The organism is Brevibacillus fortis (genome assembly GCF_046196545.1).
Taxonomy (GTDB): domain Bacteria; phylum Bacillota; class Bacilli; order Brevibacillales; family Brevibacillaceae; genus Brevibacillus; species Brevibacillus fortis_A.
In genome coordinates, this window is sequence record NZ_CP176370.1 from 940,536 (window position 1) to 952,666 (window position 12,131).

14 protein-coding genes are annotated in these 12,131 nt (G+C 47.4%); 10 read left to right on the top strand and 4 right to left on the bottom strand.

Annotated elements, in window-relative coordinates; genetic code table 11:
* Positions 1–29 precede the first annotated feature (29 nt).
* On the top strand, positions 30–176 hold the full coding sequence (locus ACKKE8_RS04950) for a hypothetical protein (RefSeq protein ID WP_409177190.1): 147 nt from the start codon (positions 30–32) through the stop codon (positions 174–176).
* A gap of 300 nt (positions 177–476) precedes the next feature.
* Here the strand turns inward: ACKKE8_RS04950 and ACKKE8_RS04955 are convergent, their stop codons facing one another.
* The 4 genes from ACKKE8_RS04955 to ACKKE8_RS04970 form a co-directional block, all read right to left on the bottom strand.
* Positions 477–677: a cold-shock protein gene (locus tag ACKKE8_RS04955; protein ID WP_087342717.1), complete on the bottom strand. Its 201-nt coding sequence runs from the start codon at positions 675–677 to the stop codon at positions 477–479.
* A 188-nt stretch (positions 678–865) separates the two neighbouring features.
* Positions 866–1,057 (bottom strand): hypothetical protein, encoded by a 192-nt coding sequence (locus tag ACKKE8_RS04960; RefSeq protein WP_409177191.1) that lies wholly within the window; start codon positions 1,055–1,057, stop codon positions 866–868.
* 112 nt (positions 1,058–1,169) lie between these two features.
* A complete protein-coding gene (rluF, locus tag ACKKE8_RS04965; protein ID WP_409177192.1) occupies positions 1,170–1,856 on the bottom strand; it encodes a 23S rRNA pseudouridine(2604) synthase RluF in 687 nt (228 codons plus the stop codon).
* Positions 1,857–2,053: 197 nt separating this feature from the next.
* Entirely contained in the window at positions 2,054–2,695 is a 642-nt protein-coding gene (locus ACKKE8_RS04970) for an MOSC domain-containing protein (RefSeq protein WP_409177193.1), read from the bottom strand.
* 145 nt (positions 2,696–2,840) lie between these two features.
* Here ACKKE8_RS04970 and ACKKE8_RS04975 point away from each other — a divergent pair, with 145 nt between their 5' ends.
* From ACKKE8_RS04975 to ACKKE8_RS05015, 9 genes are all read left to right on the top strand, one after another.
* Positions 2,841–4,289 (top strand): nicotinate phosphoribosyltransferase, encoded by a 1,449-nt coding sequence (locus ACKKE8_RS04975; protein ID WP_409177194.1) that lies wholly within the window; start codon positions 2,841–2,843, stop codon positions 4,287–4,289.
* 199 nt (positions 4,290–4,488) lie between these two features.
* Entirely contained in the window at positions 4,489–5,748 is a 1,260-nt protein-coding gene (locus tag ACKKE8_RS04980) for a Glu/Leu/Phe/Val family dehydrogenase (protein ID WP_409177195.1), read from the top strand.
* Between the two features lie 142 nt (positions 5,749–5,890).
* On the top strand, positions 5,891–6,811 hold the full coding sequence (metA, locus tag ACKKE8_RS04985) for a homoserine O-succinyltransferase (RefSeq protein WP_409177196.1): 921 nt from the start codon (positions 5,891–5,893) through the stop codon (positions 6,809–6,811).
* A gap of 131 nt (positions 6,812–6,942) precedes the next feature.
* Positions 6,943–8,133 (top strand): ROK family protein, encoded by a 1,191-nt coding sequence (locus ACKKE8_RS04990; RefSeq protein WP_409177197.1) that lies wholly within the window; start codon positions 6,943–6,945, stop codon positions 8,131–8,133.
* An 87-nt stretch (positions 8,134–8,220) separates the two neighbouring features.
* Positions 8,221–9,333 carry an Ig domain-containing protein gene (locus tag ACKKE8_RS04995; RefSeq protein ID WP_409177198.1) on the top strand — a complete coding sequence of 371 codons (1,113 nt, stop codon included), beginning with the start codon at positions 8,221–8,223 and terminating at the stop codon, positions 9,331–9,333.
* Positions 9,334–9,443: 110 nt separating this feature from the next.
* A complete protein-coding gene (locus ACKKE8_RS05000) occupies positions 9,444–10,340 on the top strand; it encodes a LysR family transcriptional regulator (RefSeq protein ID WP_409177199.1) in 897 nt (298 codons plus the stop codon).
* A gap of 114 nt (positions 10,341–10,454) precedes the next feature.
* The gene (locus ACKKE8_RS05005; RefSeq protein WP_409177200.1) at positions 10,455–10,844 is read left to right on the top strand and encodes a CidA/LrgA family protein; all 390 of its coding nucleotides are present in this window, start codon (positions 10,455–10,457) and stop codon (positions 10,842–10,844) included.
* Positions 10,822–11,520 carry an LrgB family protein gene (locus tag ACKKE8_RS05010; protein ID WP_409177201.1) on the top strand — a complete coding sequence of 233 codons (699 nt, stop codon included), beginning with the start codon at positions 10,822–10,824 and terminating at the stop codon, positions 11,518–11,520. Before ACKKE8_RS05005 ends, ACKKE8_RS05010 begins: the two co-directional genes overlap by 23 nt.
* Before the next feature lie 96 nt (positions 11,521–11,616).
* Entirely contained in the window at positions 11,617–12,042 is a 426-nt protein-coding gene (locus ACKKE8_RS05015) for a GNAT family acetyltransferase (protein WP_409177202.1), read from the top strand.
* Positions 12,043–12,131 lie beyond the last annotated feature (89 nt).

Consider the following 12,131-nt stretch of genomic DNA (forward strand, 5'->3'; position numbering starts at 1 on the left):
ATTTTTTTCACAAGGAGGTTCTTCGTCCAATGCAAAAGGAGCAGATTGCGGAAGTCCTTGCACGTTTTTCAAGTCTGACGGCACTTACTACAGAAGAGGGGCTGAGCAGCGATGGGAGAGAGGTTACGTTGTACAGGCTATCGGCCTGGCGAATGCTGCCCACTCATCGCGTCTAGCATATTGGGAGAAACGGTGTATGAAGCCTCTGCTTGTGTAGAGAAGCCGAGTATGGTCTTGAACGTTCCGGGCAAATTACGGATATTCAACGTTCTAGACTGCCTACGGTCGAATAATCCTTATTAGAAAATATAAAAATTTTAGGAAGCGATAGGTACTGTGTTATACTGAGTCTACCATTTACTGTTCTGTTTAGCATTCCCTACTCCATTTACCGGAGTAGGGTTTTTTATTTGTGTTTCAGACAACAAAAAAACAGACCCCCTTACAGGAGTCTGTTTTTTTGTGTATGGCTTATATTAAACTTTTTGAACGTTAGTAGCTTGTGGTCCGCGTTGGCCTTGTTCTACGTCAAAAGTAACTTTTTGACCTTCGTCAAGGGATTTGAAACCGTCGCTTTGGATAGCAGAGAAGTGTACAAATACGTCTTCTTTACCTTCGCGCTCAATAAAACCAAAACCTTTTTCTGCGTTAAACCATTTTACTGTACCTTGTTCCATTGTTATTGCCTCCTAGTGTGTAACACACATATAATTACTATCCTTGCTCGCAGGATCATCAAGACGAAAATTTGTTATCTACGCTATCCGTTGCTTCGAACAAAAATAATTCTCTACTAGCATAACAGGATATTGAAAAGATAGCAAATGATTCGCGTATGTTGACGAAAGAAAATACAGATGAGTTGTTACGAAAGCATGGCACCAATGTCTTTCAACGTAAGCTGTGCCGGGACAATTTTATTTGGATAGCTCGCTTGTGCCGATTCCCCCAAATGATACTCTTGCAGTGCATCCGTGTCCTTCAGCATGTTTCCTGTCAAAATGCACAAAGCTGTTTCGTCCTTGACGATCACTTGTCCTGCGATGAGCTTGCGCATGGTAAACGGAGACGGGGAGGGTGTAAATGAGAGTTTTCAGTAAAGATAAAATATTCGCATACAGACGAAAGACGGGAAGGAGCCACTATACAGACTCCAACCCGTCCCTATTTCACAAGCTTTTATTCAGATCAGTCAATTCCTTGGCCGTCAGATTGCGCCATTGCCCCAGTTTCAAATTCCCCAGCGGAATGTTCATGATGCGTACCCGCTCTAGCTTTCGCACCTGATAACCAAAAGCCTGGCACATCCGTCTGATTTGTCGATTCAGCCCTTGCGTTAGCACGATATTGAAGACGCGCTCGCTGACTTTGGTTACTTTGCAAGGCTTTGTAGTCGTTCCGAGAATGCGTACGCCGTTTGCCATTCCATGCAAGAAATTCGCCGTGATGGGCTTGTCCACGGTGACGATGTACTCTTTGTCATGATTGTTCTCAGCACGCAAAATTTTGTTTACGATATCCCCGTCATTGGTTAACAGGATGAGGCCTTGCGAATCTTTATCCAGACGCCCGATAGGAAAAATCCGTTCAGGGTGATTGACGAAATCGATGATGTTGCCTTTGACGTGCAGTTCAGTGGTACACGTAATTCCGACAGGCTTGTTCAAGGCGATGTAGACATTTTTCTTTTTGGAACCGAGGGGCTGTCCATCGATGCGCACATCATCTCCTGACGCAACCGTACTTCCCAGTTCCGCGATTTGGCCATTGATCGTCACACGCTTGGCCTCAATTAATTTATCGGCTTCTCTTCGTGAGCAAATGCCGGTTTCACTGATGAACTTATTAATTCGCATGAGACGTTCCTTTCGCTATTGTTGCTGTTTTTCCAGTAAGTGTTCAAAAGTCGACTTTTCAGCACCGAGAAAGTGGCGAGAACCTGAAGAAGGAGGAGCGGAATGTAGGGAGCCTACATGAGCACCGGACTTCGAAGGTGAACGCCACTTTCGATGTCGAATCAGCATCCTGAACTACTTCGTGATCAAAAGTCGACTTATTGAACGACCTTTTCCAGTAGTTTTTTTCGCCAGGGCTGAGCCAATTCCTCCACCTCAAGCATACGCTGTATCGTCTCTTGGGATGGTGACTTGTCGTGGAAGTACAAGTGATGAATCGACGCTACCGTTACTTGTTTTGGATGTGCAGTGATGAGGGTAATCTTGGAGTCTGGCTTGATCGTCCCTTCCTGCAAAACACGGAAGAAATAGCCCGTATATCCCATTTCTACCACCGCTTTGAGGAGCTGGTTATTGTTGTTGCGCTTGTTGATGGTCGCGCAAGGAAATCTGCCTTGGGTCACTTGCAGGATGGTATCACCGAATTGATACACATCCCCGATGCAGACCTGCTCTTCGGTCATGCCAGCCAGCGTGAGATTTTCTCCGAATGCCGCATTGGTCAGAGGGTGGCCGAATACCTTCTCCCAATGGGCATAATGTTCAAAAGGATACGCACAGACGACGCGGTCTGGGCCGCCATGGTACTCTGGATTCGCAATATCGTCGTCATCAATTTTCGCGGAACGGACAACGAGCTCGTCTGCTTCTTCCTTCCAAATGCCGGAGAGATATTCCTTGCCGTTGTACATATTATTTTTAGGTAATCCTTTACTAATCGTAACGATTTTTCTGTTCAACTTATACTCACTCCCAGCCTGTACGATTGCTCCTCTTTATATCCCCATACTATACCACATTCCCTAATATCCTCCACAGCGGATGGGCACCAGCGGAAGCTTCTGGTATGATGAAAGAAAGGAATACACAGGAGGCCTCAGTGACATGCAATCATTTGGTGTGGCACTACACACAGATAAATATCAAATCAACATGATGTACGCCCATTGGGTGAACGGAACACACAATCAGAAGGTCGTTTTCGAAGCATTTTTCCGCAAACTACCTTTTGGAAACGGATACGCCGTATCTGCCGGACTGGAACGAATTGTTTCCTATATTAAAAATTTGCGCTTTGAAGAAAGTGATCTCAAGTATTTGAGCGAGCAGGAAGAGAACTACGATCCGAAGTTTTTGGAAGAGCTGCGCCAGCTTCGTTTTAAGGGCTCGCTCTATTCCGTGAAGGAAGGAACCGTGGTTTTCCCGAACGAGCCGCTGATTCGCGTAGAGGGGCGTGTCATGGAGGCACAGCTGGTTGAGACGGCCCTGTTGAACTACATGAACTACCAGACGCTGATTGCAACCAAAGCTTCGCGGATTAAAAACGTGGCGGGCAATGATGTTCTTATGGAGTTCGGAACAAGAAGGGCGCAGGAAGCAGATGCTGCGTTGTGGGGGACGCGGGCAGCTTATTTGGCAGGCTTCGACGCGACCTCAAATATGCTGGCAGGGAAAATGTTTGGCATTCCGACAAAAGGGACGCACGCGCACTCATGGGTGCAGAGCTTTGAGAGCGAGGAGGAGGCTTTTGAGCGGTTTGCTAAAGCACTTCCAGGGCAGGTCACTCTGTTGGTAGACACCTACGATACGCTGAAGAGCGGCGTGCCGAATGCGATTAAGTTAGGGAAGCGAATGGAGAAGGAAGGCAAGAAGCTGGCTGCCGTAAGACTGGACAGTGGCGACTTGGCCTATTTGTCAATCAAAACGCGTGAAATGCTCGATAAGGCCGGACTGCCCGACGTGAAAATTGTCGCTTCCAACGATCTCGATGAGCACACGATTATGAACCTGAAGGTACAAGGAGCACGCGTAAATAGCTGGGGAGTAGGAACGCAGCTCATCACGGCAGCGGATCAGCCGACACTCGGAGGCGTATACAAGCTGGTGGCGCGTGAAGGCGCAGACGGAGAATATCAGCCGACGATCAAAATCTCCGGAAATCCGGAAAAAGTCACGACACCAGGCATCAAAGACATGTACCGATTGATTGATCCGGAAACAGGCAAAGCGATTGCTGACTACATGTGCTTCCCGCATGAAACAACAGTCGAAGAGGGAGCACCTCTCCATTTGTTCCATCCGAGCCATACGTATTTGAGCAAGCATTTGGAGAACTACCAGGCAGAGTCGCTGCTCGTTCCGGTATTTGTGGATGGGGAACTGGTCTATGAACTGCCGACCCTGCAAGAGATTCGCAGCTACCATCGTGAGCAACTCAAGCTGTTCTGGCCTGAATACTTGCGCATGCTAAATCCGGAGCATTACCGTCTGCACATCAGCGAAGAGATGTGGGAGACGAAAACGAAGCTGATGAAGGCATATTTAAAAAAATAAGAGAAAAACGTCTGATGTGTCGTGAGGATGCATCGGGCGTTTTTTTATTTGTTTACCAAAAATAACACAATAATGTGAAAACAATGAAATTAAATTGTCTGAATTTACTTTCATCGTATATAATTACTCCATTCATCCTTTAGCTCTGTGCCAAGGTGATGTAGAAAACGCAGGTGAAAAGTATTGGGGAGGAAGAGAGATGCTAAATACTGTAGAGAAAGAAAACCTGAATCCATACGAGATTGTGCAGAAACAGATTGATGCTGCAGCGGCATTGTTGGGATTGCGGAGCGATGCTGTCGAAATTTTAAAGCGACCCAAACGAGTATTGGCTGTCAGCTTTCCTGTCAAGATGGACGATGGCAGCGTGCGTGTCTTTGAAGGCTACCGATCTCAGCATAATGATGCGGTAGGGCCGACAAAGGGAGGGATTCGCTTTCATCCGGATGTGACGATGGATGAAGTCAAGGCGCTCTCCATGTGGATGTCATTCAAATGTGGCGTGGTTGGTCTTCCTTATGGCGGAGGAAAAGGCGGCGTCATATGTGATCCCCACGAATTCAGCAAAAATGAGCTGGAACGAGTCAGCCGCGGCTTCATGGAAGCCATCGCTGATATTGTCGGACCGGAGACAGACATACCCGCACCTGACGTTTATACAACCCCGCAGATTATGGGCTGGATGATGGACACGTACAGTCGATTAAAAGGAGCGTATTCTCCGGGAGTCATCACGGGAAAACCGCTCTCTGTCGGCGGCTCCAAAGGAAGAAACGAAGCGACTGCTCGCGGATGTGTCTTTACGATATTGGAGGCGCTAAAAGATTCTGGACGTAAGCCGGAGCAAACAACGGTTGCGATTCAAGGCTTTGGCAATGCGGGAAGAATTGCTGCCAGACTTTTGACAGAGCTGGGCTTCAAAATCGTGGCGGTCAGTGACTCACGCGGAGGTATTTATGATGCTGCTGGCTTGGACATAGAAAAGGTAGGACAGTTAAAAGACAACGCCACCATTTTGGAGTATGTAGGTGGTACAGTCATCTCCAATGAACAGCTATTAGAGCTGGAAGTGGATATTCTGATCCCGGCCGCGTTGGAAAATGTCATCACAGTAGCGAATGCCCACAGCATTCAGGCCAAGTGGATTGCAGAAGCAGCAAATGGGCCAACTACACCGGATGCGGACGCCATTTTGCGGGAAAAAGGGATTACCGTGATCCCAGATATTCTCGCCAATGCAGGAGGCGTAACGGTTTCTTATTTTGAATGGGTGCAAAACCTGATGAATTACTACTGGTCCGAGCAGGAGGTAAACGAAAAGCTGCAAACGACCATGATTAACGCCTATCGCACCGTGAAAGAACTCTCTGATCAATACAAGGTGGACTTGCGCACGGGAGCCTATATGATCTCGCTTTTGCGAATTACGGAGGCGATGGAAGCGCGCGGCTGGATTTAAGGGAAGAGACCTCTTGCAACTTGCTTGCAAGGGGATTTTTTCTCTTTCTTCCGTTGAATTGGCAGGAAGTCTAGTATTTTTGTCGAATTTGTCGGATTAATGTTTTTCTACCTGTGTTCAAAGGATGGAAAGGGGGATCTTTATGCCAATCAAATTGCCCGACGAATTGCCTGCAACGGAAATACTCGCCCAAGAAAATATTTTTGTGATGAAGGATAGCCGTGCCTTCACACAGGACATACGACCGCTCAGGATCGTCATTCTCAACCTCATGCCCGTGAAGGAAACAACGGAAACACAGTTGCTCCGCCTCCTGGGGAATACGCCGCTACAGGTGGAAATCGTGCTTTTGCACATGTCTAGTCATACGTCCAAAAATACGTCGGAAGAACATTTATCGATGTTCTATAAAACGTTTGAGGAGATCTGTGACCAGCGATTTGATGGCATGATCATCACCGGAGCGCCAGTGGAACAGCTCGAGTTCACAGACGTTACGTATTGGCAGGAGCTGACAAAAATCCTCGATTGGAAAATGGAGAACGTCACTTCAACCCTGCATATTTGTTGGGGAGCACAAGCGGGTCTTTACCACCACTTTGGCGTTCCGAAGCATCCTTTGCCAGAAAAAATGTTCGGAATCTTCCCTCATACACTCAATAAGCAAAATGTGAAGCTGTTCCGCGGATTTGATAACTACTTCCACATTCCGCATTCCAGGCATACCGAAAATCGCAGGGAAGACATCAAGCAAGTGTCTGAATTGGAGATTTTGTCCGAGTCTGATGAAGCAGGGGTTTACATCGTAGCGACGAGGGATGGCAGACAAATTTTCGTGACAGGACATTCCGAGTATGATCCGACCACCCTGCAAGATGAGTATCAGCGGGATGTAAACAAAGGCTTGGACATTGCTGTTCCGCGTAATTACTATCCAAAGGACGACCCAAATCGCGAGCCTATTGTCACTTGGCGCGCACATGCGAATTTGATGTTTTCCAACTGGTTAAACTATTACGTTTACCAAGAGACACCGTATGATTTGAACAACAACAAGCGATAGCAACGTAGAAGCCATCCGAGGGATTCGGATGGTTTTTGTTTGGCCCAGTTGACGTAATAAATGGCGACAGGTAGTGTGAGAATAATCGCACAGGAATGCTACCGGGAATTCAAGCAAGATGGGAGTTTTGTATGATGAAAAAAATCATGAAGCAAGATCAGGACGTGACCAAGCAGCATAACAAGCAAATGATCCTCGACATTATCAAAAAGCAGAGACCGATATCGCGAGCAGAAATCGCCAAAATTACGCGGATGAGCGCCACCTCGATTGGCAGATTCGTCAGTGAGCTGTGCGAAGAAGGACTGATTCGAGAAACAGAGCTAACCTCATCAGGTGTGGGTAGGAAGGCAATCATGCTCGACATTGAGCCGGGGGCCATTTATACAATCGGCGTGGACATGGCAAAAAAGCGCATCAGCTTTGGGATCATGGACTTTAGCGAAGCGATTATTGCTCAGCACCGGATGGATCATAAGACACAGGATTCTACACCGGAAGAGACGGCAGAACTGATTTGTAACGAGATCGAAGGGATGCTCAACCAGACAGGCATTCCGTTAGAAAAAGTGGTCGGGATCGGCATTGGGATGCCAGGGGTGATCAATTATGAGCGAGGGATTGTTCAGCTATCCACTACGCTGGACTGGAAGGACGTAGCGTTTGCCAGTCTGATTGAAAAAAGGTTGAAAATCAAAACCGTTATCGACAACGATTTGAAGGTGAAAATCCTCTCGGAGTACTTGTACGGATCTGCCAAAGGGTCGAACAAGACAGCCTTGATTGGCATTGGCACGGGTATCGGTTCTGCGTTGATTATCAATGGTGAAGTGTTTCGCGGAGGCTCCAATAGCGCAGGAGAGCTGGGGCATACGACGCTTGATCCGAATGGGAATCTGTGCGAATGTGGAAAGCGAGGATGCCTGCAAACATACATAGACGAAAATTCTTTGATCATGGAAGCGCGTCGGGTGAAGGATGTCAGTGATGTCCGTCAGGTGTTCGCGGCAGCGAGAAACGAAGAGCGCTGGGCGAAGGAAATCGTCTCCCGTACTGCGTTGTACCTCGGAATCACGATTAACAATATAGTATGCATGTACAATCCAGATACCGTGATTGTAAGTGGTGATTTGGTGGAGAATTATCGTGAAATCATTGACTTGGTCGAGGAGCATAGCGATCAAGTGATCTGGGAGCCATTCAAGGGCAAATTTCGCGTCATTCCTTCCGAATTGAAGGGGGAGGCAATCGTGATGGGAGCAGGAGCGTTGGCGATGCAACACTTTGCCCCTTTGGCAGGGACATGGGCAGAAGAATCATGATTTTCTTTGCCATTTTGTATTCAACAAGTAAGGCTGTTTAGCCGATATAGAAAATGGTGGAAAAGTAGAGAGGAGAGGGATGTGAGCATGAAAAACTGGCAAAAAGGTATGCTCGCTACGGCTGTTACGGTTGGGCTGATCTTTTCCAGTGTCGGCCAAGTACCGGCATTGGCAAATTCTGCGACGACAAGTACGCAGAAGAAAATTTCCAAGCTAGTGGTTGATACAAAGACAGTAAAATTGAAAAAAGCGGGGACACAGCAATTGAACGTCCGCGTGCAATACACGGATAAAACAACGGAAGACATCACACAGCAAGCAGAGTGGACTTCCTCTGACAGTGACATCGCCAGCGTTGAAAAAGGCTTGGTAACCGCTGTTAGTTCCGGAAAAACAAGAGTGAAAGCAAGCTTCGGGGGCAAAAGTGTGAATGTCCCTGTTGAGATCGATGTGATTTCCAAGCTCACTGCTGACCAGAAGAAACTGGCTCTCAGCGTGGGAGGCACGAAACAGGTAAACGCAACAGCAACCTTCTCTGACAAGTCTACTACTGATGTAACGGCTCATGCAGAGTGGGAAAGCAATGATACGGAAATCGTTACGGTAACGAATGGATTGGTTACAGCAGTAGGCTCGGGCACAGCGAAGCTCAAAGTGAAATACGGTGGAAAAAGTGTATCCATTCCAGTAGAGGTGGATGTCGTCTCCAAGCTGGACAGTGATAAGAAAAAGCTGTATCTGCGTCCAGACACTACCCAGTCGATAACGCTGTTGGCTACCCTGTCTACCAAAGAAAAAGTCGATGTAACAAGCAAAGCCAAGTGGACATCCGACGATGAAAAAGTCGCCACAGTTGAAAACGGCGTCGTAAAAACTGTAGGCTCTGGCAAAGCGAGAATCAAAGCAACTTACGGTGGAAAGACGATCTCGATCTCTGTAGAGTCTGCTGTCATCTCCAAGCTGGAATTTGACACGAAAAAGGCCGCTCTCAAAGTCGGCGAATCAAAAGACTTGAAGGTATCTGCTGTTTATACCGACAAAACCAAGGTCGACGTCACAACCGATGCAGACTGGATCTCCACGAACAGCTCCGTTGTGACTGTAGTGGATGGCAAGATCACGGCTGTGAAAGCAGGTCGCGCAACGATTGCGGCTACGTATAATGGAAAAGTCGTAAAAATACAGGTAACCGTGAAGTAACTCACGCTGGATGAAAGCCAGGGCGCGACTGCGTACCTGGCTTTTTTGCATACTCTCACCTGTGGTAATCTGTAGCTAACGCTTTTGATTGGACGAAGACGGAGGGCATCATGGATATTCGACAGCTGCAATACTTTGTGGAAGTAGTCAAACATAAAAACTTTACGAAGGCCGCGCAATCCCTCCACGTCTCTCAGCCTTCTATCAGCAAAATGATCAAGGCATTGGAAGAAGAGCTAGAGGTAGTTCTACTGGATCGGACGGAGAGGAAAATGGATCTGACAGACGCAGGGGAAATGGTCTACAGCTATGCGACCAAAGTGTTGCAGCTGATGGAAGGCATGTCGTCATCGATTGCAGAATTGCGAAATGTCGAGCGTGGTCGGGTCAAACTGGGCATGATGCCGACGGTGGGTTCTTTTCTCTTGCCAAATGTGATTGCCCTGTTTAAAAAGCAGTATCCAGGCATCGATATCGAGATGAAGGAATACAGCGCCAAGCTGCTTGAAATCCAAATGGAGCAAGGAAGCATCGATGTGGCATTAACCGTTCTACCAACGGATCAGGAGAAATTTGTGGCGGTTCCCTTGCTCGCAGAGGACCTCGTCGCTATCGTTCATCGGGAGCATTGGCTCGCGGGAGTCGATGAGGTGAGCTTGGAACAGCTCAAGGACGAGGCTTTTATTTTGTTTACCGAAGAGTACGCGATGCATGATGTAGTGCGCCAAGCGTGCAAGCTGTCCGGCTTTGAACCGAAAGTCGCTTATATGAGCTCTTTATGGGATTTTGTCGGAGAGATGGTGGCTACCCAACTGGGGATATCACTCATTCCACGCTCCATCGTAAGACGCTTGAATAACGGAAATCTTCACACGGTCAACATTTCCTACCCAGTGATTGACTGGCAGTATGCCTTGATTTATCGAAAAGAAGGGTATTTATCGCATGCGACCAAGGCTTTCATTTCGTTTATAGAGAAAATGTATAGCCATAACCAAATGGAATAGAAATCATGATTTTTATGTATTGTACGAATGGAGTCGAGACGGCTTAGAATGAAGGTAGCTCGTTCAAAAGATGACTTTTTGAACAACCTTTGTAGAGCAACCGGGGTGGTCTCGATGAAAAGATGGTTCACCATCATTGCACAAGTTTTGTTATTGTTCGGCTTCACCTGGCTCGGGAAATGGGTGAGCTCGTTTTTTCACCTTCCTGTTCCCGGCAGTCTGATCGGACTCGCGCTTTTGTTCATTTGTCTATATACCGGCTTGATTCGTCTACAGTGGGTGGAAGCGGGAGCGACTCTGTTATTCTCGCAGATGATCCTGTTTTTCGTACCATCGCTGGTCGGGATGATGCAATATCCATGGTTATTGGGAATAAAAGGATTGCTGGTGCTTGTGGTTGTCGTAAGCGGTTGTGCGCTTGTGATGATTTCGACAGGTGTTGTTGCTGAGCGCATGTTCAATCGTGGAGAGGTGAAACAGCATGATCCTGTGGAAAACGTCTAGCGTACTCCTGACACTCGTTTTCTTCTATGTAGCAAAACGGTTCAACAAGAAAAGACCGTCTCTGCTGTTTTCTCCGGCCATATTGGCGCCGATCGGTTTGATTCTGTTTTTGCTTTTCGCAGGCATTCCTTATCAGGTGTACAGTGAAGCGACCTCGTTGATTAGTGAGATGATGAGCGTAGTAACAGTGGCGTTTGCGATTCCGCTGTACCGAAATTGGTCGGTGTTAATGGCGCATCGCCGGATGATTTTGACGAGTCTTGCTACGGGTTCCCTCATTGCTATCATTGCAGGAGTATCTACGACGATGCTCGTCGGATTGGGAAAAGAAGCGGCGATTAGCGTCATTCCTCGCTCGATTACCCTGCCAATTGCGGTGAGCGTAACTGAGGCGATTGGCGGAATGACTACGATGACGGCAGTTTTCGGCATGCTGACCAGCTTTGCAGGTGTTTTTTTAGCTCCTAAAATCATCAAGAGAATGAGGCTCCGTCATCCCGTTTCCATCGGCTTGATGTACGGAATGGGCGCACATGCGTTGGGGATGGTTAAAGCTTTTGAGCGTGGGGAAACAGAAGGAAGCAGTGCGACTTTGGCTGTAATCGCCGGAGCGATGATTACGGTGGTATGGGCGTTTACATTGCTGCCGGTGATCATGTCGTGGCTGGCTGTGTGAAGGAAGGGGCTGTTAGATAGCCCCTTTTTGTATTACAATCATCGTATAAAAATAAAATTAAAAGCATAAAAATACATAAGATAGTGGTGATCAAACATGAGAATTGAATCATTCTCCTTGCAACAATACGAGGACGTCATTCAGCTATGGCAACGAGCCGGATTACAGCTTTCTAGCTCGGATACACGTGAGGGATTGCGTAAGAAGCTGGAGCGAGACGCAGAGCTTTTCTTGGTGGCAATGAATGAGGAGGAAAGGATGATAGCAGCTGTAATGGGCAGCTATGACGGACGGCGAGGATGGGTGAATCATCTGGCAGTCGATCCGGATTTCCAAGGACAAGACATAGGTAGCAGGCTGATGGATGAGCTGGAAAAGCGGCTGGCGAATATCGGCTGTGAAAAGATTAACCTGTTGATCGAGCCAACCAATCATGGTGTACAAGCCTTTTACAATCAGCTTGGGTATGAGCGTGACGAACTGATTTTTATGGAGAAGTGGATGACTTCTGGTAAAAGATAAAAATGGAAGTGTAACATGACCGCCCAAATGCTGGCGAAAGGTGTATGATAGAGGACAAATAAAAGCTTCATAACTCTTTCAACATGGCA

Bases quoted from the DNA above. Each gene is read 5' to 3' on its own strand.
- ACKKE8_RS04950 (WP_409177190.1), top strand. From the start codon at position 30: ATGCAAAAGGAGCAGATTGCGGAAGTCCTTGCACGTTTTTCAAGTCTG.
- ACKKE8_RS04955 (WP_087342717.1), bottom strand. From the start codon at position 677: ATGGAACAAGGTACAGTAAAATGGTTTAACGCAGAAAAAGGTTTTGGT.
- ACKKE8_RS04960 (WP_409177191.1), bottom strand. From the start codon at position 1,057: ATGCGCAAGCTCATCGCAGGACAAGTGATCGTCAAGGACGAAACAGCT.
- rluF (WP_409177192.1), bottom strand. From the start codon at position 1,856: ATGCGAATTAATAAGTTCATCAGTGAAACCGGCATTTGCTCACGAAGA.
- ACKKE8_RS04975 (WP_409177194.1), top strand. From the start codon at position 2,841: ATGCAATCATTTGGTGTGGCACTACACACAGATAAATATCAAATCAAC.
- ACKKE8_RS04980 (WP_409177195.1), top strand. From the start codon at position 4,489: ATGCTAAATACTGTAGAGAAAGAAAACCTGAATCCATACGAGATTGTG.
- metA (WP_409177196.1), top strand. From the start codon at position 5,891: ATGCCAATCAAATTGCCCGACGAATTGCCTGCAACGGAAATACTCGCC.
- ACKKE8_RS04990 (WP_409177197.1), top strand. From the start codon at position 6,943: ATGATGAAAAAAATCATGAAGCAAGATCAGGACGTGACCAAGCAGCAT.
- ACKKE8_RS04995 (WP_409177198.1), top strand. From the start codon at position 8,221: ATGAAAAACTGGCAAAAAGGTATGCTCGCTACGGCTGTTACGGTTGGG.
- ACKKE8_RS05000 (WP_409177199.1), top strand. From the start codon at position 9,444: ATGGATATTCGACAGCTGCAATACTTTGTGGAAGTAGTCAAACATAAA.
- ACKKE8_RS05005 (WP_409177200.1), top strand. From the start codon at position 10,455: ATGAAAAGATGGTTCACCATCATTGCACAAGTTTTGTTATTGTTCGGC.
- ACKKE8_RS05010 (WP_409177201.1), top strand. From the start codon at position 10,822: ATGATCCTGTGGAAAACGTCTAGCGTACTCCTGACACTCGTTTTCTTC.
- ACKKE8_RS05015 (WP_409177202.1), top strand. From the start codon at position 11,617: ATGAGAATTGAATCATTCTCCTTGCAACAATACGAGGACGTCATTCAG.